Annotated in this window: 23 protein-coding genes; 16 read left to right on the forward strand and 7 right to left on the reverse strand. The window is 59.7% G+C overall.

The window, feature by feature from the left end:
- Positions 1–5 precede the first annotated feature (5 nt).
- The 3 genes from LOL23_RS04545 to LOL23_RS04555 form a co-directional block, all read right to left on the reverse strand.
- Positions 6–872 (reverse strand): branched-chain amino acid ABC transporter permease, encoded by an 867-nt coding sequence (locus tag LOL23_RS04545; RefSeq protein WP_160977676.1) that lies wholly within the window; start codon positions 870–872, stop codon positions 6–8.
- Positions 873–945: 73 nt separating this feature from the next.
- Entirely contained in the window at positions 946–2148 is a 1203-nt protein-coding gene (locus LOL23_RS04550; RefSeq protein WP_160977849.1) for an ABC transporter substrate-binding protein, read from the reverse strand.
- 147 nt (positions 2149–2295) lie between these two features.
- Positions 2296–3030, reverse strand: a complete 735-nt coding sequence (locus LOL23_RS04555) for a GntR family transcriptional regulator (RefSeq protein ID WP_160977678.1) — start codon at positions 3028–3030, stop codon at positions 2296–2298.
- A gap of 145 nt (positions 3031–3175) precedes the next feature.
- Here LOL23_RS04555 and LOL23_RS04560 point away from each other — a divergent pair, with 145 nt between their 5' ends.
- Positions 3176–3979 carry a shikimate dehydrogenase family protein gene (locus tag LOL23_RS04560; RefSeq protein ID WP_237173216.1) on the forward strand — a complete coding sequence of 268 codons (804 nt, stop codon included), beginning with the start codon at positions 3176–3178 and terminating at the stop codon, positions 3977–3979.
- A gap of 3 nt (positions 3980–3982) precedes the next feature.
- Positions 3983–5578, forward strand: a complete 1596-nt coding sequence (locus LOL23_RS04565; protein WP_160977682.1) for a GMC family oxidoreductase — start codon at positions 3983–3985, stop codon at positions 5576–5578.
- 46 nt (positions 5579–5624) lie between these two features.
- Here LOL23_RS04565 and LOL23_RS04570 read toward each other — a convergent pair whose 3' ends face one another.
- Complete coding sequence (locus LOL23_RS04570; protein WP_160977684.1) at positions 5625–6350, reverse strand: FadR/GntR family transcriptional regulator; 726 nt, start codon at positions 6348–6350, stop codon at positions 5625–5627.
- Positions 6351–6402: 52 nt separating this feature from the next.
- A complete protein-coding gene (locus tag LOL23_RS04575) occupies positions 6403–7137 on the reverse strand; it encodes an SDR family NAD(P)-dependent oxidoreductase (protein WP_160977686.1) in 735 nt (244 codons plus the stop codon).
- A 241-nt stretch (positions 7138–7378) separates the two neighbouring features.
- On the opposite strand from LOL23_RS04575, the gene LOL23_RS04580 reads away from it, so the two are divergent.
- The 10 genes from LOL23_RS04580 to lpdA all read left to right on the forward strand — a co-directional run bounded on the left by LOL23_RS04580 (position 7379) and on the right by lpdA (position 18563).
- Positions 7379–8617 (forward strand): branched-chain amino acid ABC transporter substrate-binding protein, encoded by a 1239-nt coding sequence (locus LOL23_RS04580; protein ID WP_160977688.1) that lies wholly within the window; start codon positions 7379–7381, stop codon positions 8615–8617.
- Between the two features lie 66 nt (positions 8618–8683).
- Entirely contained in the window at positions 8684–9625 is a 942-nt protein-coding gene (locus LOL23_RS04585) for a branched-chain amino acid ABC transporter permease (RefSeq protein WP_160977690.1), read from the forward strand.
- A gap of 4 nt (positions 9626–9629) precedes the next feature.
- A complete protein-coding gene (locus tag LOL23_RS04590) occupies positions 9630–10862 on the forward strand; it encodes a branched-chain amino acid ABC transporter permease (RefSeq protein WP_160977692.1) in 1233 nt (410 codons plus the stop codon).
- The gene (locus LOL23_RS04595; RefSeq protein WP_160977694.1) at positions 10862–11641 is read left to right on the forward strand and encodes an ABC transporter ATP-binding protein; all 780 of its coding nucleotides are present in this window, start codon (positions 10862–10864) and stop codon (positions 11639–11641) included. Before LOL23_RS04590 ends, LOL23_RS04595 begins: the two co-directional genes overlap by 1 nt.
- On the forward strand, positions 11638–12363 hold the full coding sequence (locus LOL23_RS04600) for an ABC transporter ATP-binding protein (RefSeq protein ID WP_160977696.1): 726 nt from the start codon (positions 11638–11640) through the stop codon (positions 12361–12363). Before LOL23_RS04595 ends, LOL23_RS04600 begins: the two co-directional genes overlap by 4 nt.
- Positions 12360–13187, forward strand: a complete 828-nt coding sequence (locus tag LOL23_RS04605; protein ID WP_237173217.1) for an SDR family NAD(P)-dependent oxidoreductase — start codon at positions 12360–12362, stop codon at positions 13185–13187. Before LOL23_RS04600 ends, LOL23_RS04605 begins: the two co-directional genes overlap by 4 nt.
- A gap of 31 nt (positions 13188–13218) precedes the next feature.
- On the forward strand, positions 13219–15420 hold the full coding sequence (locus LOL23_RS04610; RefSeq protein WP_237173218.1) for an alpha-ketoacid dehydrogenase subunit alpha/beta: 2202 nt from the start codon (positions 13219–13221) through the stop codon (positions 15418–15420).
- Between the two features lie 10 nt (positions 15421–15430).
- Positions 15431–15916 (forward strand): VOC family protein, encoded by a 486-nt coding sequence (locus LOL23_RS04615; RefSeq protein WP_160977702.1) that lies wholly within the window; start codon positions 15431–15433, stop codon positions 15914–15916.
- 1 nt (position 15917) lies between these two features.
- Positions 15918–17162 (forward strand): pyruvate dehydrogenase complex dihydrolipoamide acetyltransferase, encoded by a 1245-nt coding sequence (locus tag LOL23_RS04620; protein WP_237173219.1) that lies wholly within the window; start codon positions 15918–15920, stop codon positions 17160–17162.
- A gap of 9 nt (positions 17163–17171) precedes the next feature.
- On the forward strand, positions 17172–18563 hold the full coding sequence (gene lpdA / locus LOL23_RS04625) for a dihydrolipoyl dehydrogenase (RefSeq protein ID WP_160977707.1): 1392 nt from the start codon (positions 17172–17174) through the stop codon (positions 18561–18563).
- An 80-nt stretch (positions 18564–18643) separates the two neighbouring features.
- Here the strand turns inward: lpdA and nadB are convergent, their stop codons facing one another.
- Positions 18644–20263, reverse strand: a complete 1620-nt coding sequence (nadB, locus tag LOL23_RS04630; protein ID WP_160977709.1) for an L-aspartate oxidase — start codon at positions 20261–20263, stop codon at positions 18644–18646.
- A gap of 18 nt (positions 20264–20281) precedes the next feature.
- The gene (gene nadA, locus LOL23_RS04635) at positions 20282–21436 is read right to left on the reverse strand and encodes a quinolinate synthase NadA (RefSeq protein ID WP_160977711.1); all 1155 of its coding nucleotides are present in this window, start codon (positions 21434–21436) and stop codon (positions 20282–20284) included.
- A gap of 214 nt (positions 21437–21650) precedes the next feature.
- Here nadA and LOL23_RS04640 point away from each other — a divergent pair, with 214 nt between their 5' ends.
- The 4 genes from LOL23_RS04640 to LOL23_RS04655 all read left to right on the forward strand — a co-directional run bounded on the left by LOL23_RS04640 (position 21651) and on the right by LOL23_RS04655 (position 24318).
- Entirely contained in the window at positions 21651–21980 is a 330-nt protein-coding gene (locus LOL23_RS04640; protein WP_160977713.1) for an ArsR/SmtB family transcription factor, read from the forward strand.
- 9 nt (positions 21981–21989) lie between these two features.
- Entirely contained in the window at positions 21990–22490 is a 501-nt protein-coding gene (locus LOL23_RS04645; protein WP_160977715.1) for an arsenate reductase ArsC, read from the forward strand.
- Between the two features lie 54 nt (positions 22491–22544).
- Positions 22545–23603, forward strand: coding sequence for an ACR3 family arsenite efflux transporter (arsB, locus tag LOL23_RS04650; protein WP_369414091.1), 1059 nt, complete (start codon positions 22545–22547; stop codon positions 23601–23603).
- Positions 23604–23742: 139 nt separating this feature from the next.
- Positions 23743–24318, forward strand: coding sequence for an NnrU family protein (locus LOL23_RS04655; protein ID WP_160977719.1), 576 nt, complete (start codon positions 23743–23745; stop codon positions 24316–24318).
- Positions 24319–24487 lie beyond the last annotated feature (169 nt).

A 24487-nucleotide genomic window follows, 5' to 3' on the forward strand; every position in this document is an offset into this window, starting at 1 on the left:
TCCTATTATTCTGTGCCAAAGCCGAACAGACCGTTAGGCTTGACGACAAGTATCAAGAGGAAAATGCCGAAGTAGACGACCTCCTTCAGGTCGGGAGCGATGTAATAGCCAGCCAACGTGTCAACGATACCGATGATCATGGAGCCGGCGACGGCGCCGTACAGGCTGCCCATGCCGCCCAGCACCACGATGACAAATGCGGTCAGAACAAAATAGGTGCCCACCGTCGGAAAGACGGGATACTGCGGCGCCAGCAAGCCTGCGGCGATCCCGACGAAGGCGGTGCCCAGCCCAAACGCGATGATATAGACATGCTTGACGTTCACGCCCATTAGCATGGCGGCATAACGATGCTGGGCCACGGCGCGCAGCGCGCGGCCAAGATAGGTGCGGTGCATGAATATATGCAGCAGTACGGCCAAGCCTATGGCTACCAGAAAGGTGAGGATCTGGCCCGAGACCATGGTATAGCCGCCGACAGAAATTGGCGTGATCCCGGTTTCGACGGATGCCCGAAACACGTTTGCCCCAAACACAACCAGTGCCAGGTTGAGCAGCATGGTGGACAGGCCGACCGTGGCGAAGATCTGTATGCTCTCGTCGGCGTCGAGCAGCGGCTCGATGATGACTTTCTGCGTGAGCGCACCCAGCGCAAACAGAATGATCGCTATGGGGACCAGGCCTGCATAGGGGTGAATTCCGATATTGGCGGCAAGCAGGTAAACCATATACATGCCGATCATCAGAAACTCACCGTGGGCAAAATTGACGACCCGCACGACGCCAAAAATCAGCGTCAGGCCGAGGCTGATGATGGTGTAGGCGCCACCCAACAGCAGTCCGTTGATGAGCAGCTGGATGAAGATATCCATGGCACAACCTCAAGTAATCAGAAAAAACCAGGCATCCCGAAGGATGCCCATGTTTTTTAAAGCGCAGCGATCATCATTGCTTATTGAAAATAGGCTTGCCCAGAGCGAGATCGGGAGGTGCAATAGTGACCAGTTTGTTATCCTGCCATTGCATCAGGTAGAACGTGGAGGCGTTGTTCTGGCCGTCTTCGCCGAATGAGAAGGCCCAGCCGTTGGCCGTGGTGCCAGGTGCTTTCTTGTATGCGAGGACGGCTTGGCGGATCTTGTCCGGGTTGGTGGATTTTGCATTGGCCATGGCTTCCAGAAAGGCTTTTGCGCCGACATAGTTGGCCAGGCTGTGACCCGATTGGGGCTCGGCGTTGTAGGCGGCCTTATAGGCGCTCAGGAACTCCTTGAGGCCGGGCGCGCCTGCGGGGTTGATCGATGCCTGCGGGAAGTCGAGATCGAACACGCCGTTGATGCCGGGCCCAACCGCCTTGGCAGTGTCGGCCAACGAATAACCGCCACCGGCGCCGATGATGATCTTGGGCTCGAAACCTGCTGCCTTGGCCTGGCTGAAGAACAGGATAGCGTCGTTCTGATATGCCGTGTGAAGCACGACGTTCACATTGGCGCCCTTGAGCCGCAGTATCAGGGATGATAGGTCAACGGTTTTGGCCGAATAGGGCAACACTTCGGCAACCTTGTAGCCCAGCTCGGCCGCGCGAGCTTTTTCGGTGGCTGCGACGTCGGTGCCGTAGGGGCCATCTTCGTGGATGATGCCGATGACGATGTTGTCCTTGTTCATGCCCATGCCCGGGGCAATGGTTTCATGCAGCGCATTGACGACGGAAACGCCATACAGCCCGGTATTGGGGTTGCTGCGGAACAGATACTTATAGCCCCGCGTCGTGATCTTGTGTGCTGTGGCCCCGAGCTCGAAATAGGGAATGCCTGCCAGCTCGGTGACGGGCGTTGCGGCATACGAAATACCCGAGGCGTAGCTGCCGAACACCGCCGCTACCCCCTGCGAGGTAAGCCGCTTGGTTTCGGATACAGCTTGCGTAGGATCAACGGCGTCGGCCTTGATGATATCGATCTTCTCGCCATTGAGCCCGCCGGCTTTGTTGACTTCGTTGACGGCGATTTCCAGTCCGCGGAAGCTTTCCTGACCCAGCAAGGCAAGGGCGCCGCTGAATGGATATACCGCACCGATCTTGACATCGGCAGACGCCGCGGTCGTCACGAGGACGCCACAGGTTGCGAATGCCAGCGCAAAGCTCTTCAACTTGATCATCATCTGCAGGCTCCTTTGTTCGTATGTAAGGTCAGCGAATTGCATCCCTACGTTTGTCTCAGAATATATGATATATGTTTATCAAAGGCACACCACCTCTTTCTTCATTCTAGTTATGGAGACATACCCGCGAATCGGGAGTTTCCCCTAGCGTTTGCGAGGAGCCTTTTTTGCACGGGCGGCGCCCGCCGGGGTGTCTGCAAGTACCTGCTCGGCTTCCCGCTCGGCCAGCCAATCGACCATTATTTTTCCACCCCACACCAGGTCTGCCTGAATCGCTTTTCTGGCCGCTTCGGGATCGTGTGCTTTAAGCGCATCAAGCACAGCCTCGTGGCGGTGCTTTCTGCCTGAGTAATCCAGGCCCGAGGTCTTTACGTGGAATATTTTCAGTATGGGGCCGGTAATCACCCAGAATGTCTCAACCGTGCTGATCAGCGTCGGCATACGGCTCGCTTCCAGGATGGCGAAATGAAATTTGCGATTCAGGTAACTGGCACGACCGGGGTTGGTTGAAGTCAGACTGATGAACTCGGCCTGTAGGGCCGTTAGATCGTCGAGCTCTTTGGTGGTGATCTTGCGCGCGGCCTCGGCGGCACCCATGCCTTCAAGATGAAAGCGGATCTGCTGGATTTCGGCCAGGCGCGCCGAATTCACAAAGGGCACATAGACTGCGGTAGCCGCCTGCATTTCCAGCCCTTGCTCGCTGATCAGGCGGAAAATGGCTTCGCGCACCGGAGTGATGGAAACCCCCATCTCGCGTGCAAGCTCGCCAATGACGAGCCGTTCGCCCGGCTCGTACTTTCCGTTAATCAGGGCCTCGCGTATCTGCTTATAAACCCTTATGGAAAGGTTTTCTTTCTGTATAGGCTTGAGACTGGGCATACGAAATACATTGAAGAATTGATCAGATTTTATCCGTATTCAATTTGCAATACGAGAACACCGTTGTATATCATATATCTTCGTGGGGTTATGTGCCCAATCATGCTTGGGAGCACAATAATCAAATCTCAACAGGAGGCAAGTAATGATACAAATAACGGGCCAAACAAAGCTGTTTGGCATCTTGGCGCACCCCATCCACCACGTGAAAACCCCGCAGCGCATGAACGAGTATTTTTCGCGCATTGGATACGATGGCGTGCTGGTCCCTTTTCATGCGACGCCGGAAAATCTGGCGACTGTCCTTGAAGGCTTGCGGCGACTGGAAAACCTTGTGGGTGTTATCGTCACCGTGCCGCATAAAACAACAGTGCTGGAACTGTGTGATGATGCCTCGGATACCACCCGCAAGATTGGCGCCGCAAATGTGGTGCGCCGCGAACCCGACGGCCGGCTGACCGCCCATATGTTGGATGGCGAAGGCTTTGTACGCGGCCTGCAGTCCTGTGGGCACGATATAAGGGGCAAATCGGCTTATATGGCGGGGGCCGGCGGTGCGGCCAACGCCATTGCCTTTGCGCTGGTGCAGTATGGGGTCAGCCGCCTGACGATTGCAAACCGTACCGCCGCCAAGGCCGAAGATCTCAAGGCACGCATTCTTGATATGCATCCGCAAGCGCGCATTGATATCGGCACACCCGACCCATCCGGCCATGATTTGGTCATCAATGCCACGTCGCTGGGGTTGAAGGAGGGCGACGCGCTGCCCATGGACGTCAACAAGCTGGAAGCGCGTCAATTGGTCTGCGACGTGATTATGCAGCCGGAAGAAACCGCGCTGCTGCGCGCCGCTCGCGAGCGTGGCTGCCCTGTGCATTACGGGGCGCCGATGTTGGCCTGTCAGATTGAGCTGATGGCCGAGTTCCTTGGTGTCTCGGCTGCGAAATAAATTATGGCCGATTACGATTACGTCATTGCAGGTGGCGGCACCGCTGGCTGCATCCTCGCCAACCGCCTGACCGCGTGCGGCCGGTATCGGGTTTTGCTACTTGAGGCGGGGCGCGACGCCAGCTCCATGTGGGTGCATATACCGGCCGGCTTCAGCAAGCTCATGGTCGATTCCCGCTTCAACTGGGGCTTCCAGACCGAGCCCGAAGATAATGTGCATGGCCGCAGCATTGCCGTGCCGCGCGGCAAGGGCCTGGGAGGCTCCACGCTGATCAACGGCATGATTTATGTTCGAGGCCAGGAACAGGACTATGACGCCTGGCAGGCTGTGGGCGCGCGGGGATGGGCCTTTGGCGATGTAGAGCCGTATTTTCGCAAGCTCGAAAACTATGCGAGAGGTGGCGAAGCGCGAGGCCATGACGGCCCCATGCATCTGGAGCAGGTAGCTGAACGTTTTCCGATAGCCGATGCCTTCCTGAAGGCGGCCGATGAAGACGGCCAACCGCGCAACGATGACTACAACGTCGGTGACCAAGAGGGTTTTGGCTACTATCAGGTGGTGCAGCACCGCGGCAGGCGTTGGAGCGTTGTTGACGGCTACCTGAACCCTGCCCGCCACCGCAAGAACCTTGTGATCGAGTGCGATGCGCATATTCTGCGGCTGACGTTCGAAGGCAAGCGGTGCTCGGGCCTGGTTTATCGCAAAAACGGGAAAGACGTAAGCATCAAAGCGGGCCGCGAGACGCTGGTGTGCCTGGGGGCGGTCCAGACGCCGCAATTACTGGAGTTGTCGGGTGTGGGTGACCCCGATGTTCTCCAAGCCCACGGAATCCCGCTGCAGCATGCGTTGAAAGGGGTGGGAAACAACTATATCGAGCACTTTGCCACGCGCATGAACTGGCGTGTCCGCAATACAACGACGCTCAATGAAATGTCGCGAGGCTGGTCGCTGGGCGGCCAGGTCGCGCGCTACTACCTGCAGCGCAAAGGGATACTGACACTCGGTACCGGCCTGGTCCATGGCTTCGTCAAAACTTCGAAGCAGCTCGAGACACCGGACGTGCAATACTTTTTTGTGCATGCAAGCTATGCCAACGCGGCCAATCGCGTGCTCGATAAAGAACCGGGCATGACAATAGGGGTTGCGCAGCTGCGTCCCCAGTCGCGCGGAACCATACATATCAAGTCGCCCGATCCATTCGCCAGCCCGGCCATCCGGCCCAACGTCCTGGACGTTGCCGCCGACCAGGAATCTCTTGTCAAAGGCATGCAGATCGCACGCCGTATCGTGGGCCAGCCGGCGATGCAGCGTTATGTGGCATCTGAAATGAACCCGGGCAAGGCCGTCAATACCTTCGATGAGTGGCTGGAGTTTGCGCGGCAAACTGGGCAGACCATTTACCACCCCATCGGTACATGCCGGATGGGCGTGGATGATGGCGTGGTTACTGATCCGCGCCTGCGGGTCAAGGGCATGGAGGCCCTGCGGATTGTCGACGCTTCCGTCATGCCGCTAATGGTGTCAGGCAATACCCAGGCAGCCGTCATGATGGTAGCCGAGAAGGGCGCCGACATGATCCTGCAGGACGCAAGATCTTAGGCTTCGTCCCGCCCGGGAAGTTGCCGGCTGGCTTCTGCTGCGACAACTAGGCGGGCGGGAACGCCAGATACGTGTTCAGACGCTCCGCCGCCTTGCGCAAATGGGTTTCAGCCGCCTTGGCCGCAGCCTCGGGATCCCTGGCCTCGATGGCATCGACGATGGCTTGATGTTCCTTCTGCACTTCTTCCACGAGATCGTGGTGATACTGCGCTGTATTGCTTCGGGCACTGCGGATCAGATGCCGAACATGCCGCTCCAGGTATTCGTTGAGCGCAATGAAGTGGGGATTGCGTGCTGCATCGACAATAGCCTGATGGAATGCGTAGTCTTCGGTGTCGCCCAGTTGGTCATTGACGATGGCGTACTGCATGCACACCAGCGCCCGCTTGATGTTCTTCAGGTCGTCCGATGTGCGGCGCAAGGCCGCGAGCCGGGCGGCAGCCACTTCGATTGCGATCAGGAGCTCCAGCACATAGGCCACGTCTTCCTTGTCGTCCAGGCGAGTGGGATCCAGCCTGAATGTCTGTCTGGTGCCCCGCTCGTTCACAAACACGCCCCGCCCCTGCTGCGAGATCACCAACCCTTCGGACTTCAGTTGCGATACGGCTTCGCGAACAACTGAGCGGCTGACGGAAAACTGTTCGCCGAGTTGTTTTTCGCTGGGCAGCTTGTCGCCCGGTTTAAGACGTTGTTGTTCTATCTCTTGGATCAGCCATTCGACAATAGGCGTGGTAAGAGAGGGCGTCGATGTGGAAGTGCTGCGGTCGTCCATGGCGTGTTGTGTTGCTTCGTTCTTGCGGGAGGCTCCCGGTATTGGCAGACGATCAGACGATATAAAGCCCGCCGTTGACGTGTATGGTTTCCCCGTTCACGAAACTGGCCAGTTCGGAACACAAAAACAAAATGACGTTGGCGACTTCATCGGCGCTGCCGAAGCGCTTGAGTGGCGTCGCCTCAATGAGGGCCTTGCCTTTCTGCTGCATCAGGCTGGACGCCATAGGGGTATCGATGATCCCGGGCGAAACAATATTGACGCGGGTCTTCGGGGCCAGCTCCAGTGCCAGGCTTTTGCTCAGGCTGGTCACCGCGCCTTTGGATGCGGAATAGTGAGCGTGCGAATGGCTGCCGCGGTGCCCCGCCATGGAGGCCAGGTTAACGATGGAGCTGTTCTCGGCAAGGTAAGGGATGACGGCTTGGCACATATGGAAAGTGCCATTCAGATTAATGCTCATGAGACGACCCCAATCATCCTCCGTCATATCGGCGACCAGCTTCTCGGGGTAAATGCCGGCGCAGTGCACAAGGTGATCGATCTTGCCATAGCGTTGCGCAACGTTGGCGACGGTCTGCTTGCAGGATTGTGCGTCGGCTACGTCTGTGCGGTATGCATTGACCGAGCCGGTGGCCCCAATTTCTTTGCGCACTGCCTCGACGGCCTCCAGGTTCACGTCGCAGATAGCAAGCTCGGCCCCGAGCGCTGCCATCTTCTTGGCTACTGCGTGGCCAATTCCGCCGGCTGCGCCGGTGATGAGTACCGTTTTTCCGGTGAAAGAAATCATTTTTGATGATTAGGGGTTTATCCCTATCCTCTCTAACTTATTGTTCTGAAAGAAAAATCAGGGTTTTTGGCTGCGAATGCCGTGCTTTCCGCAATCTGAGCTTTGACATGGTTTTTTCGCATACGTAGAATTTCTCCGCAACTTGTCTGATAAGTGAAAAATGTTATCAGACAAATAGAAAAATCAGAAGGTCGTGCCCTATGCACTGCATTTTTTTTAGAAGAGAACAGGAGATAACAGCATGAACTTTACCAAATTGACCTTGCCGATTTCGATTTGCGGCATGATCGCAATGGCTTCGGCCCAGGCCGCACCCCTGAAGATTGCCCTGGTTGAAACGCTTTCGGGTCCGCAGGCGTCGACGGGCCTGATGTATCGCAGCGCAGCCACCTACGGCCTGCAGCAACTGAACGACACAGGCGGCTGGAACGGTGCACCCATCCAGATAGCCGAATATGACAACCAGGGCGGGCCGGCTGGCGCATCCGACAAGGTCAAGGCGGCCATTGCCGATGGCGCCCGCATTATCATCCAAGGCTCTTCTTCCGCTGTCTCAGGGCAAATCACCGAGGACGTGCGCAAATACAACCTGCGCAACCCTGGCAAAGAAGTGCTGTTCCTGAATATGGGTGGCGAGGCGCTCGAACTGACGGGCGACAAATGCCACTTCTATCACTTCCGCTTCACGACGAATGCGCCTATTCGTGTCAAGGCGCTCGTCAATGCCATGAAGAAGTCGGGCGACCTGGGCACCAAAGTCTATTCGATGAACCAGAATTATTCCTGGGGCAACGACATGCAGACCTCAATCCAGGAATTTGCCAAAGAAGGTGGCTACGAGGTCGTGGAAAGCACGCTGCACGACGTCAACCGCATACAGGACTTCTCGCCCTATGCCGCCAAAATCAAGGCCAGCGGCGCGCAGACTGTCATGACAGGAAACTGGTCCAACGACTTGCTGCTGTTGATGAAAGCAACGCGCGGCGCCGGCCTGAATGTGCGGTTCGGCACGGTGTTTCTGGATCAGCCTGGCAACTTGGCCAATGCGGGCGAAACGGCGCTGGGCCACTATATCGCCAATGCGTTCAATATGGCTGCCAGCCCCGAAACCGAGAAATTTGGTGAAGAATACAAAGCCAAGACGGGGCACTATCCCACCTATATCGAACCGCAAACCGTGTTTGGCATCGAGATGCTGGCCGAAGCCTTGAAAGCGACGGCGCCGAAGAATGGCGAACTCGATGTAACCCAGCTTGCCCTGAATCTCGAGAAGGTCAAGATCACCACCCCCATGGGGGAGACATCGATCCGCGCCGAGGATCACCAGGTGATTCTGCCGATCGTGGTGTCCAAAGTCACCAAGGATGCCAAGTACAAGGCTGACGACACTGCCATGGGCTTCGAGGTGGTGGCGAAGTTCGCCGGCCCTGACGCGGTAAACCCGCTGCAGAAAACCTGCAAGATGAAGCGTCCCGCCTGATGTCGGTTCCGGCACTGGCGCAAGCCAGTGCCGGCAAGGTGAAGCCAGCGGCAGAAAGGTGCAATTATGGAATTTTTTACGGTTTCCCTATTGAATGGCACCGTGTATGGCTTATTGCTGTTCATGGTGTCAGCGGGGTTGACCCTGATCTTCGGGATGATGGGCGTCCTGAACTTCGCTCATACGTCGTTTTATATGGTGGGTGCCTACCTGGCCTACAGTCTTGAAAAAGTACTGGGGTTCTGGCCCGCGATTATTATTTCGCCGCTGATTGTGGGCGTGCTGGGTGCCGTGGTCGAGCGCTATCTGCTGCGCCGCGTCCATCGCTACGGCCACGGCCATCAGTTGCTGCTTACCTTCGGCGTGTCATTCATCATTGCTGAAGTCATCAAGCTGTTCTACGGCAACTATCCCGTCAATTATCGTGTGCCCGAGTCGCTGTCGTTCTCGGCCTTTTCGGTGTTTGGTGCGGACTATCCTTTCTATCGCCTGCTCATCGGCGGTACGTCCATCCTGATGTTCGTGCTGATTTACCTGCTCTTGACCAAAACAAGAGTGGGTATTGTGGTGCGCTCAGCCATCTATAAACCGCGCATGGTGGAGGCATTGGGACATAACGTGCCCATGGTATTCATGGGCGTGTTTGCCATCGGCGCTGGCTTGGCTGGCCTGGCAGGCGCTGTCGCGGGCGCGTTTTATACGACCAACCCCAATATGGCGCTGGAGCTTGGTGTGCTGGTATTCGTGGTCGTCGTGGTCGGCGGCCTGGGGTCGCTAGCGGGCGCCATGGTCGCATCGCTGCTTATCGGGCTGATCACCTCATTCTCCGTGGGGATCGACCATAGCCTTGCCGACTTGCTCGCTTATGTTGGCGCGCGTGAGTGGGCCGAAAGCGTGGGCGGCGTACTGACGCTGAAGGTGTCGTCACTGTCGGCAACGATTCCGTTCTTCCTGATGCTCTTGATTCTGATGCTTCGCCCATCCGGGCTCATGGGCGACAGGGAGTAGACAGATGAAATTATCACGACTCATTATTCTGTTGATCCTGTCCGGTTTGCTGCTGGCCCTACCGTTTTACCTGTCTGCCTCATTGGTCAATGCGGCGATTCAGATGCTGATCGCGGCATTGTTTGCAACGGCGTTCAATGTGCTCGCCGGGCAGGGAGGGATGCTCTCGTTTGGGCATTCCGCCTATTTCGCCATTGGTACGTTCGCAACCATCCATGCGATGAATGCCCTGGAAGGGACGGGCTTGCTTCCCACCCCCTTCATGCCCTTGATGGGGGCGCTGGCCGGTTGCGGTCTGGGGCTTGTCGCGGGATGGTCTTCAACGCAGCGTAGCGGCGTGTATTTTTCGATGATCACGCTGGCGTTGGCGGAGCTGCTGCATACGCTGGCACCCCATTTGAAGGGGGTCTTCGGAGGCGAGGGCGGCGTATCGGCAATGCGCATGCCTGCCTGGGGCTTGACGTTCGGCACGTCGGTCGAGGTGTATTACCTGACCTTGGCGTGGGTGGCGCTGGGTATTGCGCTTCTGTACTACTTCACGCGGACGCCGCTCGGCAGGCTGTGTCTCGGCCTGCGCGAGAACAGCCACAGGCTGAAGTTCCTGGGCTACAACGTGCACAAGCTGCGCACGCTGGTCTTTACCATCTCGGCCACATTTTCGGGGCTGGCCGGGGCCTTGTTGGCCATGAACAATGAAGCGGCCAACTATGTTTTGTTTGACATGAACCTGTCGGCCCAGGTCGTGCTGAACGCTTATATCGGCGGTATAGGTGCTTTCTTTGGGCCGGGGCTTGGCGCCGCCGTCATGACCTTCTTTGGGTATGCGGTCTCTGACATGACGCGCACCTGGTTGCTGTACCAAGGGGTCATTTTCGTCCTGGTCATGATGTTCATGCCCGCCGGCCTGTTCAGCGTAGGAAAGTGGTGGGGCGACAATCGGCGCCGCTTCAGTACCGCGCGATTGGCCAGCGTGCTATCGGGCTGGGTCATTGGTTGCATTGTGGCGGCGGCAGGCTTTGTGTTCCTGGTTGAGTTCCTTGCCTTGATACTGGCGCTTGATTATCAATCCAAGTTGGCGCCTGGGGCTGCCTGGCCTGGGGTGATGCTGTTTGACCATCAGTGGTTGCCGGGCGCATTCATGACATGGCTCGTGCCTATTGTCTTGATGGTTGTGGGGATCGCAATCATCCTGTACGTGAACCGCGCATGGCGGTTGCTGTGCGAGGAGAACGCATAATGAACCCATCAGTGAATGACGCCGGCAATCAGCCGGTGCTGAGCTTGCGCAATGTGCACAAGTCGTTCGGTGACACACAGATCATTCGTGGTGTGGATCTAGCGCTGCGCCAGGGCGAGCGCCATGCCATCATTGGTCCCAACGGCGCCGGGAAATCCACATTGTTTCATCTGATCTCGGGGCAGCTCCGGCCGTCTTCAGGCGAGATCTTTCTGCATGGAAATCCCATACACGGCCTGGATGCGCGCGTGATCAATCGCCTGGGCATGGCGCGCTCCTTCCAGATCACCAATATTTTTCCCGGGTTGACCGTATTCGAGAACCTGCGGTTTGGCGTCATGCGCCGGTACGGCCTGGAATACAACTTCTGGCGGCGTATTTCGGGTGCACGCACAGTGACGCGGGAAACCGAGAAATTGCTTGAGCGGGTCCGCCTGACACGGTGCCGCGATACGCTGGGCGGCGAACTGTCGTATTCCGAGCAGCGCTCTCTGGAAATCGGCATGTCGCTGGCATCGGATCCGCAAGTGCTGTTGTTGGACGAACCCATGGCGGGCATGTCCCGCGAGGAAACCGAGTACACCGTGGGATTGATACGCGAACTATCAGAAGGGCGGTCGCTGATGCTGGTCGAGCACGACATGGAGGTTGTGTTTTCTTTGAGCGACCGGATCAGCGTGCTGGTGTATGGAAAGATTATCGCTACCGGTGCGCCGGATGAGATCCGCAACAACGCACAAGTCCAGGAAGCTTATCTGGGCACGGAGGTAACGGCATGAGCGGGACAGGCGCAATGCCTTTGCTGTCGGTGCAGGATTTGCATGTGCACTATGGCAAAAGCCATATTCTTCACGGCGTGAGTTTTGATGTTCAAAAAGGCGAGGTCATGAGCCTGCTGGGCCGTAACGGCTCGGGGCGCTCGACCACGATCAAGTCCATCATGGGTCTCGTGCCACCCACTTCAGGCCAGATCAGGTTTGATGGTCAGGACATAGCGGGTGCACCGCCATATACGGTGGCACGGGCCGGCATGGCCTATGTGCCGGAGGAGCGTGATGTATTTGCCAACCTGACGGTAGACGAGAATCTCGTCATGGGCATGCAGCGTGCGCGCGATGGTGTTCCGGCATGGACCATCGAAGAAATGTTCAATTACTTTCCGCGCCTGAAAGAGCGTCGCAATACGCGGGCGGGCAACCTGTCCGGGGGAGAGCAGCAGATGCTCACGATCTGCCGCTCCTTGCTGGGGAATCCGCGGCTGATCATGATCGATGAACCGACCGAGGGTCTGGCGCCCAAGATCGTGGCGGTTGTGGGTGAAGCGATTCAGGATATTCACAGGCAAGGCGTGTCAGTCATACTGGTTGAGCAGAAGCTCACTATTGCCATGAAGATCTCCACGGCCGTGTGTTTGCTTGGCCATGGCAAGATCGTTTTTCGTGGTGGGCCTGATGAGCTGGCTGGCAACCCGCAACTGCTGAAGGACTGGTTGGCCGTATGACTGAGCAAACTATCGCTGCGCAAGTACTTGCCCGCCTTGCACAAGGCAAGGCGTTCCATGATCTTGCCGACAAGGTGGTATTCATTACCGGTGCTGGCAGCGGCATCGGGCTGGCCATGGCACGGGCATTTGCCGCGTGTGGCGCGCGCCTGGCGCTGCTGGATATCGACGATGCCGCGTTGCAGGCCGCATGCGTGGCCCTGCGGTCGGAATTCCCAGGCGTGCAGGCGCAGGGCTGGGCCGCGGCTGTCAATGACGAGGCTGCGGTAAATGATGCAGTCCGCGCGGCCCATGAGGCCTTTGGCCGCATCGATGTGTTGCTGAACAACGCAGGCATATCCATGAACCAGCCAACACTCGAGCTATCCGGCGCACAGTGGCGCAGGGCCATGGATGTCAATGTGAACGGTGTCTTTTACTGTGCCCAGGCGGTGGGGCGCTACATGGTCGAGCAGGGTAGCGGCGTCATCGTGAATATGTCGTCTATGTATGGCGTGGTTGCCGCACCCGAGCGAGCAGCCTATTGCACCAGCAAGGCCGCAGTGGCCATGCTGACGAAGGTTCTGGCGATTGAATGGGCCAGGCACGGCGTCAGGGTGAACGCCATTGCACCGGGCTACGTCAAGACGGCCCTGGTTGATGAATTGGTGGCTGCGGGTCGGATGGACCTGGGCGCCCTGTCACGGCGCACACCCGTCGGCCGCCTGGGCGAACCACACGAAATCGCCATGCTGGCCGTGTTTCTGGCCTCGGAACATGCAGCATTCATCAATGGCCACGTTGCCGTGGCCGACGGCGGCTGGTCTGCCTACAGCTATACCTGAATTTGAAGTACTTCGTCCGGAGACGACACTCATGCCTAAGATAATTGAACTTTCCCCATCATCCAGATGGGTTGAGCTGCACACCCTCAAAGAAGACTGGAAAAAGGCCAACCCGAAGCTGCTGGGGACGTTGCTGGTCCATATGCACCTGATCAGGGCATTTGAAGAGACGGTGCTCGACCTGGCCATGCAAGGGTTGGTGCATGGCCCGGCCCACTCCAGTATTGGCCAAGAGGGCGGCGCGGCAGGCTCAATCGTATCGTTGACGGTTGCAGACCAGGTCAATGGCTCGCATCGCGGCCATCACCAGTTCCTGAGCAAGGCGCTCGCATTTCTTACGCCGGGCGGGATTGACCCCAGGCTGGAACTGTCCGCCGATATCGATATGCTGCTGCAGCGTACGTTGGCGGAGATTATGGGCCTGGCCCAAGGGTTCTGCCGGGGGCGCGGCGGCTCGATGCACCTGCGCTGGGACGAAGCAGGTGTGCTGGGTACCAATGCGATTGTGGGCGGCGGCGTCCCGCTTGCCGCTGGTGCGGCCTGGGCGCACAAGCATGCAGGCACGGATGCGGTGGCTGTAACGTATTTCGGGGATGGCGCCACCAATATTGGCGCCGTCCTGGAAACCATGAATCTGGCCGCGGCATGGAAGCTGCCGTTGTGTTTCTTCATTGAGAACAACCGCTATGCGGTTGCTACACACGTTGAGGAGGCTACGGCGGAGCCTCGCCTGTCGGCGCGCGGTCAGGCCTTCAATATCCCGAGTTGGAAGGTTGACGGGATGGATCCGCTGGCGGTGCATCTGGCCATGGAGCAGGCGCTGCTTCACATGCGCGCGGGCCACGGGCCCACCATCATTGAGGCGGATGTATACCGCTACTTCCATCAAAATGGCGGCTTCCCTGGCAGCGCGTTCGGATATCGGACCAAAGAAGAAGAGCAGGCGTGGCGCCAGCGAGATCCGCTGGATGCGCTCGGTAAGCAGATGCTTGCGCGCAAACTGATTACCACCGAGGAAATCGCCGCGCTGCGCCAGCGCATGCAAGTGTCAATGCAGAAGGCGGTGACGGCGTTGACCGAGGCCGATCCTGACGGCAAGCGTGGCAAGAAGCGCATACGTCCCGACCTGTGGCCCAGTGCGGATTTCCGTGACGTAGGCATACGCGGCGACTTGTCAGAACTCGATGGTGCGCGGACTGAAGAGCAGGCTTCCTATCAGGGCAAACTGGCAGAACGCAAGTTCATCGATGTGGTTGCCGACGTGATGGCGCGGCGCATGGAAACGGATGAGGGTGTTGTCGTGATGGGCGAGGATGTGCATCGCCTGAAGGGCGGCACCAATGGTGCAACGCGTGGCCTGAAAGAACGGTTTCCGGGTCGGGTGCTGGGTACGCCCATCAGCGAGAATGCGTTCGTGGGGCTGGGCGGTGGTATGGCGATGGACGGGCGTTTCAAGCCTGTGGTCGAATTTATGTATCCCGACTTCATGTGGGTGGCCGCCGATCAGGTATTCAACCAGATTGGCAAGGCGCGTCATATGTTCGGCGGCGACATAGAAATGCCGTTGGTGCTGCGCAGCAAAGTGGCCATGGGCACGGGCTATGGGTCGCAGCACTCGATGGACCCCGTCGGCGTTTTCGCGACCAGCCCAGGCTGGCGCATTGTGGCCCCTTCCACGCCTTTCGATTACATAGGCTTGCTGAATGCCGCACTGGCATTGAAAGACCCCGTTCTGGTGATCGAGCACGTCGATCTCTATGCATCCAGCGGCATGGCGCCCGTTGATGATCTGGACTACCAGATCCCCTTTGGCAAGGCGGCTGTACGCCGCAGCGGCAGCGACGTGACGATTCTGACGTATCTTTCCATGGTTGCGCACAGCCTGGAAGCCATCGAACAGACCGGTGTGGACGCCGAAGTCATTGACCTGCGCTGGCTGGACCGCGCCAGCATCGACTGGGACACCATAGGCGCCAGCATACAGAAAACCAACAATGTGCTCATTGTGGAGCAAGGTGCTCAAGGTACTTCGTATGGCGGCTGGCTGTCGGACGAAATCCAGCGCCGCTTTTTCGACTGGCTGGATCAGCCCGTGCAGCGCGTCACGGGTGGCGAGGCGTCCCCGAGCATCAGCAAAGTGCTTGAACGGGCAGCATGCGCCCGTACCGAAGAAGTCGTTGCAGCGCTGCAAGCGTGCATGCGGGCGCAGGGCGCCGGCAGTGACAGAGCCTGAGGAGACAACCATGACACTGGAAATGGCATCGCCGCTCGAAGTCGGCATAGCCTGCCGCGATCTAACCCGGATGCGCAGGTTCTACGAGCAGGTACTGGGTTTCAGCTTTATCAGTGAATATCATGTTGCGGCCGATAAGGCGGCGGAATCGGCGTTGTCGGCGGGAAGCTACACGGTAGTCCGGCTGCAAACATCGAACGGTGAACGCATCAAGCTGCTGGCGCCCGCCACGCCCGTGCCGGCGGAGGCGCCGGCGGCTTACATCCTTGATAAATCGAACGCGACCTATCTGACGTTCATCATTGAGGATATTCAGGCGGCTATTGCACGACTCTTGCAGGAAGGCATCGTGTTCATGACCGGAGACAAGCCAGTGGAAGTGCGCCCCGGCGTTTACCTGGCCTTTTGCAGGGACCCCGAAGGCAATGTGCTTGAACTGGTGCAGTACGAAGACATCTCCACCTACCGCACCGATCTGAAACAAAGGAACTTCTGACATGGCGATTCTCATACGTATGCCCGAAGTGGCTGCCAACACGGATTCCGCTGTGATTGTGTCCTGGGCCAAGCATGAAGGAGAGGCGGTCGCACCGGGTGATTGCCTGGCGGAAATCGAAACCGAGAAAGCTGTCATTGAGTTCAACGCGGAAGATTCGGGCGTGTTGGGGAAGATACTGGTCCCGGCTGGCCAGGCAGCCGACGTGGGCACGCCTATTGCCGTTTTGTTTGCGCCGACAGAGACGGATGTGGATATCGCCGCACTGTTGTCTGATGGTGCCGGCGTGGGCAACGCCCCAGAAGCCAGGGTGGCGACGCCTGATACGGGCGGCGGGCAGCCAAACGCGCAGTCACCAGCTCCCGTCGCCACGGCCAGCCAAACGCGCATCTTCGCCAGTCCGCTGGCCAGGCGCCTGGCGGGTGCCGCCGGGATAGCGTTGTCAGGCCTGCGCGGCAGCGGCCCGAAAGGACGCATCGTCAAGCGCGATGTGCTGGCGGCGCAGTCTGCCAGCCGGGCGACGGAGGCTGTCATTCCGCTTCCTCACGCGACAGGCGGAGCAGTGCAGTCTTATACCGATGTCCCGCACACAAGCATGCGCCGCACGATTGCGCGCCGCCTGAGCGAGAGCAAGCAGACTGTGCCGCACTTCTACCTGCGTGCCGATTGCCGCATGGATGCCTTGCTGGCCATGCGCGCCCAAATAAACCATTCGGTCTCTCGCAAGGTTTCCGTCAATGACATCATTGTGAAAGCAGTGAGCGTCGCTTTGCGCGACCTGCCCGGGATGAACGTAAGCTGGACCGAATCCGCCTTGCGTCAATACCAGGACATTGACATATCGGTGGCTGTCTCTACGCCGGGCGGGCTGATCACGCCGGTGGTGAAGGGGGTGGATACCAAGCCTTTATCGCGTGTCAGCCTCGAGATTGCCGACTTGGCGCACAGAGCGCGGGAAGGCAAGCTGGCGCCGCAGGAGTATCAGGGCGGCAGCTTTACGGTCAGTAATCTGGGCATGTATGGCGTTCAGGAGTTCGCGGCCATCATCAACCCGCCGCAGGCAGCCATTCTTGCGGTAGGCAGTTTCGAGCAGCGGCCAGTCGTGGCCGACGGGACGCTGGGCATTGCCTCAGTCATGACTGTCACTTTGTCAGTGGATCATCGCGCCATCGATGGCGCGCTGGCGGCGAAGTGGCTGGGCATCTTCAAGTCGATTATCGAGAATCCTGTGGCCGCACTTATCTGAGCAAGACGTATGAAACCAGAGAATTTTGATGTCGTTGTCGTGGGCGCAGGCCCGGGCGGCTATGTGGCTGCAATCCGCGCAGCCCAGCTTGGCATGCGCACCGCCATCGTCGAGAAGTCGGAGTTGGGCGGCATATGCCTGAATTGGGGCTGCATTCCAACGAAGGCAATGCTGCGTTCGGCCGATGTGCTGCGTCTCATGCGACAGGCCGGCGAGTTCGGCATCAAGGCTGGTGAACCCGCAGCCGATCTGCAAGCCATCGTGGCACGTTCCCGCAAGGTGGCGGCACAGCTTCAGCGAGGGGTCGGCCATCTAATGAAGAAGAATGGCATCACCGTGATAAAGGGCCAGGCCCGGCTGGCGGGCAAAGGGCGTTTGGCCGTCTCGGGCGACGGCACTGACGCACTGATTAGTGCTTCGCATATTGTGTTGGCGACGGGCGCGCGGGCGCGGGTCTTGCCGGCGCTGGACGCGAACGCCGATAGCGTGTGGTATTACCGCGAGGCATTGACGCCATCCCGCCTGCCCCGGAGCATGCTGGTGGTGGGCGCGGGCGCCATCGGCATTGAGTTTGCCAGCTTCTATCACGCCCTGGGTGTGCAGGTGCAGGTTGTCGAGATGGCCGATCGCGTACTGCCGGTGGAAGATGCCGAGGTGTCTGAGTACGTGGGCCAAGCCTTGCGTAAGCAAGGCTTGGCGCTGCATCTGGGCAGTGGCATTGCCGACACGCAAAAGCACAGCGGTGGCTGGAAAGTCAAACTTGATGGCCAAGGCGGCAAAACGCTCGACGTCGAGGTCATTCTCGTTGCCGCCGGTATCGTCGGTAACGTCGAAGGGCTGGGCTTGGAAGGCACGGCCATCAAGGTAGAAAAAAGCCATATCGTCACAGACAGCTACGGTGCCACCGACGAGCCAGGCGTGTATGCCATTGGCGATGTGGCGGGCGCCCCGTGGCTGGCCCACAAGGCCTCGCACGAAGCCATGGTCTGCATTGAAAAAATTGCGGGCCTGTCACCGCAAGCCATTGATGCAAGCCGGATCCCCGCCTGCACTTACAGCCATCCGCAGGTGGCTCATGTAGGCCTGACTGAGCAGCAGGCCCGCGACGCGGGGCATTCCATAAGGGTGGGCAAGTTTCCGTTCTCGGCAAATGGCAAGGCCATTGCGTTGGGGGCGACCGAAGGCTTCGTCAAAGTGGTGTTTGATGCCAGCAGCGGCGAACTGCTCGGCGCCCACATGGTGGGCGACGAGGTCACCGAGATGATTCAGGGATACGTGGTGGCTAAACAGCTCGAAACCACTGAAGCCGAACTGATGCATGCGATCTTTCCGCACCCGACGCAATCCGAGGCCATGCATGAGGCGGTGCTGTCGGCCTATGAACGTGGCCTGCACTTTTGAACGCCGTGTCCGCTCGCCATACGTCCGCTTGCTGGCCGGGCGTGCCACACGACATTGCAGCATTGGTCTGTCAAGCGTAGCTAGGCCGCCAACGGTGCAGTGATGTCTGGCATGGCGGCCGCCTCATGCTTCAGCACGCTCGCTCGCGCGTCGGTCAAGGTGTCGGGCCAGTCGCAGTTGCAATGCGCACCGCGGCTTTCGTGGCGGGTGATGGCGCTGCGCACGATCAGTGCGGCGACTTGCAGAAGGTTGCGAAGTTCCAGCAGTTCGCGGCTCACGCCTTCGTTCCGCCACTGCCTGGCTGTGATGGCTTCCCATTGTGCAATGTGTTGTTCCGCGCGGGTCAGCGAGGCGTTGCTGCGCACGATGCCCACGTCGTTGCTCATCAGGGCCCGCAGGGCCTGGCGGGTGTGGGCGATTGTCTCGTCGGGCCGCTTGTCGGCCCGCATGTGCCAGGCCGGGGCATCAATGTGCGGCGCGTCAGTCGCCGTGGGCTGCTTGTTAGCCGTCATGGGCTGCGCCCGGATGGCCTGTGCAGCGGCCCGCCCCATCACCACACACTCCAGCAGCGAATTGCTGGCCAGCCGGTTGGCACCGTGCAGGCCCGTGCAGGCGGATTCTCCGATCGCATACAGGCCAGGTATGTCGGTTCGGCCATCCGGGCCGGTGACAATCCCACCGCAGGTGTAGTGGGCGGCGGGCACGACGGGGATCGGATCGGTGGCCATGTCGATGCCCTGACTCAGGCAGTGTGCGTAGATGTTGGGAAAGTGTGCCAGCAAGAAGTCGCGCGGCCGGTGGCTGATGTCCAGGTATACGCAGTTCAGGCTGTGGCGCTTGATTTCCCGGTCGATGGCGCGAGCCACGATGTCGCGCGGCGCCAATTCCGCGCGCGTGTCGTAGGCGGGCATGAAGCGTGTCCCATCGGGCAGGCGCAGCAGGCCGCCCTCGCCGCGCACGGCCTCGGAAATCAAAAAGGCATCGTCTGCAGGCGGGTACAGGCTGGTGGGGTGGAACTGGATGAATTCCATGTTGCTGACGCGGCAGCCGGCGCGCCAGGCCATGGCAATGCCGTCACCCGTTGCGATGGCGGGCGTGGTGGTGTGCGCATATACCTGCCCCGCGCCGCCGGTGGCCAGCACCACGTGCGGCGCTGTCAGGGTCGCGATGCGGCCATGCAGCAAGTCCAGCACATGCAGGCCTGCGCAGCGCACGCCGTGCGCGCTCGCGAGGTCGATGGCGCAGTGGTGTTCCATCAGGGTGATGTTGGGGTGCCGCCGCGCCTGTGCGGCCAAGGCGGCGACGACGACTCGACCGGTGGCGTCGTCGGCGTGCACGATACGGCGGCGGCCGTGGCCGCCTTCGCGGGTCAGGTCCAGCGCATCGCGACTGGAATCATCGGTGGAGAAACCTGCACCCAGGCCTTGAAGCCAACGGATGGCATCAGGTGCGCCGGCGGCAATCAGCCGCGTGGCCTGCGTATCGCACAGGCCCGCGCCGGCAACCAGGGTGTCGCGCACGTGTTCGTCCACGCTGTCTTGCGGATCCAGCGCAGCAGCGATACCGCCTTGCGCGCGATTGCTTGCGCTGTCATCGAACGCGCCCTTGGCGATGAGGGCTACGCGTTGATGCGGCGCCAGCTCCAGCGCAGCAGTCAGGCCCGCCAGGCCGCTGCCGATGATGATTGCGTCGTAGCGCATGCTGTGGGGCTCCTTGCGTCAGGCGGGGCCGACGCTGTCGAACAGTGCCATGTCGCGGGCAAGGTCGCCGCTGGCTTGCACGCGCTGCTTGCGTTGCTCGGCAAACGCAAGCATGCGGTCGATAGGTAACTTGGCGCGCCGGCCGAGCGCCGGATCCAGGGTGACTTCACCACGGCCGTGTTCCAGTACGTCGGCCAGGCCTGCCAACTCGTTCATGGCCATCCAGGGGCAGTGCGCGCAGCTTTTGCAAGTGGCGCTGTTGCCGGCCGTGGGGGCGGCAATAAATGTCTTGCCGGGTGCGGCGGCGCGCATCTTGTGCAGAATGCCTTGGTCGGTTGCTACGATGAAGGTTGACGCATCGCGCTTGCAAGCGGCGTCGATCAATTGCGTGGTCGAGCCCACCACATCGGCCTGAGCCAGCACAGATTCTGGCGACTCGGGATGCACCAGCACCTCGGCCCCGGGGTGATGTGCACGCAGTACTTCCAGCTCGGTGCCTTTGAATTCGTCATGGACAATGCAGGCGCCCTGCCACGAAATCATGTCGGCGCCGGTCTGGCGCTGTACATAGCTGCCCAGGTGTCGGTCAGGCGCCCACAGAATGCGTTCGCCGCGCGCGTGCAGGTCGGCCACCACATCCAGCGCGATCGATGAGGTGACGACCCAGTCCGCCCGTGCTTTGACCGCCGCGCTGGTGTTGGCATAGACGACCACGGTGCGATCGGGGTAGGCGTCGCACCAAGCGGTGAAAGCGTCGTCGGGGCAGCCGAGGTCCAACGAACAGGTGGCCTGCAGGTCTGGCATCAGGATGCGCTTGTCGGGACTCAAGATCTTGGCGGTTTCGCCCATGAAGCGCACGCCGGCCACCACCAGAGTTTCGGCTGTATGATCGCGGCCAAAGCGCGCCATTTCCAGCGAATCGCCCACGCAGCCTCCGGTGGCTTCAGCCAGATCCTGAAGGTCTGCATCGACGTAGTAGTGCGCCACCAGCACGGCGCGCTCGCGCGCTAGCAGCGCACGAATGCGTTCAATCAGCGCGGCCTTTTGCGCTGCCGGCACAGGCTGTGGCACGCGGGCCCAGGCCAGGCCCACTGGCGTGGGGCAGCTCGCGCCCGCTTGGTCTACTACCGCGGGCAGGTCGAATTCAACGGGGCGGGTAGCTAGCGATTCCATAGAGCAACGTCTCCTGGGGTGGGCAGCCGATGCGACTGCCAACTTATGCTCAGTTAGAGTATTTATGCGACAAAAAAGAAGCGCGTTGATGCGCGAATAGTTATGCTACTTCTGAGCATAAATCAGTGTCAACCCATCTTGTCGTTATGAACAGGATGGTGTTGCGTGGCAGGCGGGCATATAATTAATTCAATAAACGTTGTATTATTGAACAATGAATGAAGCGCAAACCGTTCGTGCACTCAGCGCCCTGGCCCACACACAGCGGCTACGCGTGTTTCGCGCCCTCGTCGCTCAGGGGGGCGAGGGCCTTACACCCAGCGCGCTGGCAGACCAGTTGGGCGTGGCCCGCAATGCCTTGTCTTTTCACTTGAAAGAGCTTGCCAATGCTGGTCTCGTCACGGTCGAGCAACAAGGCCGCAACCTGATCTACCGTGCCGATTTCCCGCAAATGAACAACCTGCTCGGTTATCTCACAGCGTATTGCTGTCAGGGCGAGGCCTGCGAGGTATCGGATATCTACAACAGCCACCCAGTGTCGTAAACACCTACCATGTCACACACACCCTATAACGTTCTATTTCTCTGCACGGGCAATTCCGCCCGTTCCATTCTTGCCGAGGGCATTCTCAATGGCTTGGCGAGCGATCGCTTTCACGCCTATTCCGCCGGCAGCATGCCTAAGGGGCAGGTGCACCCCATGGCCATCGGCACACTGAATGACTTGAGGCTGCCTGCGGAGGGTTATCGCAGCAAGAGCTGGGATGAGTTCGCGGCGTCGGACGCACCGCGCATGGATTTCATCATTACAGTGTGCGATAACGCGGCGGGTGAAGTGTGCCCTGTCTGGCCGGGCCAACCTATCACCGCGCACTGGGGTGTGCCCGACCCTGCCGCCCACACGGGCACCGAGGCGGAGCGAATCCAGGCCTTTCATGATGCCGCGCGCATGCTCAAGCGCCGTATCGAGCTGCTTCTTAGCCTGCCCTTCGAACGCCTGGATGCCATGTCGCTCCAGGCCGAATTGCGCGGCATTGGTCAGACGCGAGGTTGAGCCATGCAAGCAGGAGCGCAGAATGTCGCAACACTGCCCCGTCCGCAGCCGGCCATGAGCGTCTTTGAACGCTATCTCACGCTGTGGGTATTCTTGTGTATCGTACTGGGCGTCACATTGGGCCAGTGGCAGCCGTCAGCCTTCCAGGCGCTCGGGCGCATGGAAGTCGCGCAGGTCAACCTGCCGGTCGGCATCCTGATCTGGGTGATGATCATACCCATGCTGCTGAAAGTGGATTTTGGCGCGCTGGGCCAGGTGCGTCAGCATTGGCGCGGCATTGGCGTGACTTTGTTCATCAATTGGGCGGTCAAGCCTTTCTCCATGGCCCTGCTGGGCTGGCTGTTCATCCGTCACGTGTTCGCCCCCTGGCTGCCTGCGGGCGAGCTGGATAGCTACATTGCCGGTCTCATTCTGTTGGCGGCCGCTCCGTGCACGGCCATGGTGTTTGTCTGGAGCCGCCTCACTGGCGGCGACCCGGTATTCACGCTGTCTCAGGTGGCGCTCAATGACACCATCATGGTGTTTGCCTTCGCGCCCATCGTCGGCCTGTTGCTGGGGCTGTCGTCCATCACCGTGCCTTGGGATACGCTGCTCGTGTCCGTAGGGCTGTACATAGTGGTGCCTGTCATGCTGGCGCAATGGTGGCGCCGTGCGCTGCTGCGCAAGGGGCAGGCAGCCTTCGACGCGGCACTGGCGCGCCTGGGGCCACTGTCTATCGGGGCGCTGCTGCTCACGTTGGTGTTGCTGTTCGCCTTCCAAGGCGAAGCCATCATCCGCCAGCCGCTGGTCATTGCCATGCTGGCGGTACCCATCCTGATCCAGGTGTTCTTTAATGCCGGTCTGGCATACTGGCTCAACCGACGCGCGGGCGAGCAGCACAGCGTGGCCTGCCCCTCCGCGTTGATTGGCGCCAGCAACTTCTTCGAGCTGGCCGTAGCGGCTGCGATCAGCCTGTTCGGCTTCCAATCCGGGGCCGCGTTGGCTACTGTTGTGGGTGTGCTGATCGAAGTACCGGTGATGCTGCTGGTAGTGCGCATCGTCAACCAGAGCAAGGGTTGGTACGAAGCGGGCGCACAATGCGGGCGCACGCAGGCAGGCAGCGGTACGCCGTAAGCGCTAACACAAGCGGTGGCAGAGTCATGGCCCCGCGCGCGGTGTGCGTCATGCAATACACAGCGCGCGGTATGCTATTGCAGGCGTGCAAGCGTGCGCCGCACAGAAGCGTTCACTTCCCTCATGCAAGGAGATCGCCGTGGCATTGCTCATCATTGGCTGTGTATTGTTTTTCGGCGTACATTCGCTGCAAATCGTCTGGCCCGGCATCCGCCCGGCCGCGATTGCAAGGTTTGGTGAAGTACCCTGGAAGCTGGCGTATACGCTAATCGCCATAGCAGGCCTGATCGCCATTATTGTTGGATACGGCCAGGCCCGGATGGCCAGCACGCCGCTATACGCACCCGTTGGCGTGGGTCGGCACATCGCCATGTTACTCATGTTGCCTGTGTTTCCGCTTTTGGTAGCCGCCTATATGCCCGGCCGGATACAGCGCGCCATGCACCACCCGATGCTGTGGGCGACCGTACTTTGGGCCGGGGCGCACCTGCTGGTTAATGGCACGGTGGCAGACGTGGTGCTCTTTGGCTGTTTCGGCGTTTGGGCGCTGGCCGACTTGCTGTCCTTCACGTGGCGTGTTGCCCGCCCCATCCAGCAGGCGCCCGCCTGGCGCGGCAACGATGTGGTGGCCGTCGTGGCGGGCCTGGTCATCTACGCCGCCTTTGTGCTTACGCTGCATGGTTGGCTGATCGGCGTGCCGCTTTTTGCACGATGACCTCGCACTGCCCGTCGCGGCAAGGGGCCGATCCGTAACAATCGCCCTTGGATGATTGTCATTTTGTAAGTCGGCCCATGCGCTGCGTGCAGCCAGATTCCCCTCTTGATTTGGGCCATTCATCGGGGGGAGTCTGGCCGATTGTGGCGTTTCTTTCAATTACATTACA

Origin of the sequence: Paracandidimonas lactea (assembly GCF_021653995.1) — a bacterium.
GTDB classification, from domain to species: Bacteria; Pseudomonadota; Gammaproteobacteria; order Burkholderiales; family Burkholderiaceae_B; genus Allopusillimonas; species Allopusillimonas lactea.

Coding starts and splice junctions, on each gene's coding strand:
- LOL23_RS04600 (WP_160977696.1), top strand. CDS start 11,638: ATGAGCGGGACAGGCGCAATGCCTTTGCTGTCGGTGCAGGATTTGCAT.
- LOL23_RS04575 (WP_160977686.1), bottom strand. CDS start 7,137: ATGATTTCTTTCACCGGAAAAACGGTACTCATCACCGGCGCAGCCGGC.
- lpdA (WP_160977707.1), top strand. CDS start 17,172: ATGAAACCAGAGAATTTTGATGTCGTTGTCGTGGGCGCAGGCCCGGGC.
- LOL23_RS04585 (WP_160977690.1), top strand. CDS start 8,684: ATGGAATTTTTTACGGTTTCCCTATTGAATGGCACCGTGTATGGCTTA.
- LOL23_RS04570 (WP_160977684.1), bottom strand. CDS start 6,350: ATGGACGACCGCAGCACTTCCACATCGACGCCCTCTCTTACCACGCCT.
- LOL23_RS04610 (WP_237173218.1), top strand. CDS start 13,219: ATGCCTAAGATAATTGAACTTTCCCCATCATCCAGATGGGTTGAGCTG.
- LOL23_RS04605 (WP_237173217.1), top strand. CDS start 12,360: ATGACTGAGCAAACTATCGCTGCGCAAGTACTTGCCCGCCTTGCACAA.
- LOL23_RS04645 (WP_160977715.1), top strand. CDS start 21,990: ATGTCACACACACCCTATAACGTTCTATTTCTCTGCACGGGCAATTCC.
- LOL23_RS04550 (WP_160977849.1), bottom strand. CDS start 2,148: ATGATCAAGTTGAAGAGCTTTGCGCTGGCATTCGCAACCTGTGGCGTC.
- nadA (WP_160977711.1), bottom strand. CDS start 21,436: ATGGAATCGCTAGCTACCCGCCCCGTTGAATTCGACCTGCCCGCGGTA.
- LOL23_RS04545 (WP_160977676.1), bottom strand. CDS start 872: ATGGATATCTTCATCCAGCTGCTCATCAACGGACTGCTGTTGGGTGGC.
- LOL23_RS04580 (WP_160977688.1), top strand. CDS start 7,379: ATGAACTTTACCAAATTGACCTTGCCGATTTCGATTTGCGGCATGATC.
- LOL23_RS04590 (WP_160977692.1), top strand. CDS start 9,630: ATGAAATTATCACGACTCATTATTCTGTTGATCCTGTCCGGTTTGCTG.
- arsB (WP_369414091.1), top strand. CDS start 22,545: ATGAGCGTCTTTGAACGCTATCTCACGCTGTGGGTATTCTTGTGTATC.
- LOL23_RS04565 (WP_160977682.1), top strand. CDS start 3,983: ATGGCCGATTACGATTACGTCATTGCAGGTGGCGGCACCGCTGGCTGC.
- LOL23_RS04595 (WP_160977694.1), top strand. CDS start 10,862: ATGAACCCATCAGTGAATGACGCCGGCAATCAGCCGGTGCTGAGCTTG.
- LOL23_RS04555 (WP_160977678.1), bottom strand. CDS start 3,030: ATGCCCAGTCTCAAGCCTATACAGAAAGAAAACCTTTCCATAAGGGTT.
- LOL23_RS04615 (WP_160977702.1), top strand. CDS start 15,431: ATGACACTGGAAATGGCATCGCCGCTCGAAGTCGGCATAGCCTGCCGC.
- LOL23_RS04640 (WP_160977713.1), top strand. CDS start 21,651: ATGAATGAAGCGCAAACCGTTCGTGCACTCAGCGCCCTGGCCCACACA.
- LOL23_RS04560 (WP_237173216.1), top strand. CDS start 3,176: ATGATACAAATAACGGGCCAAACAAAGCTGTTTGGCATCTTGGCGCAC.
- nadB (WP_160977709.1), bottom strand. CDS start 20,263: ATGCGCTACGACGCAATCATCATCGGCAGCGGCCTGGCGGGCCTGACT.
- LOL23_RS04620 (WP_237173219.1), top strand. CDS start 15,918: ATGGCGATTCTCATACGTATGCCCGAAGTGGCTGCCAACACGGATTCC.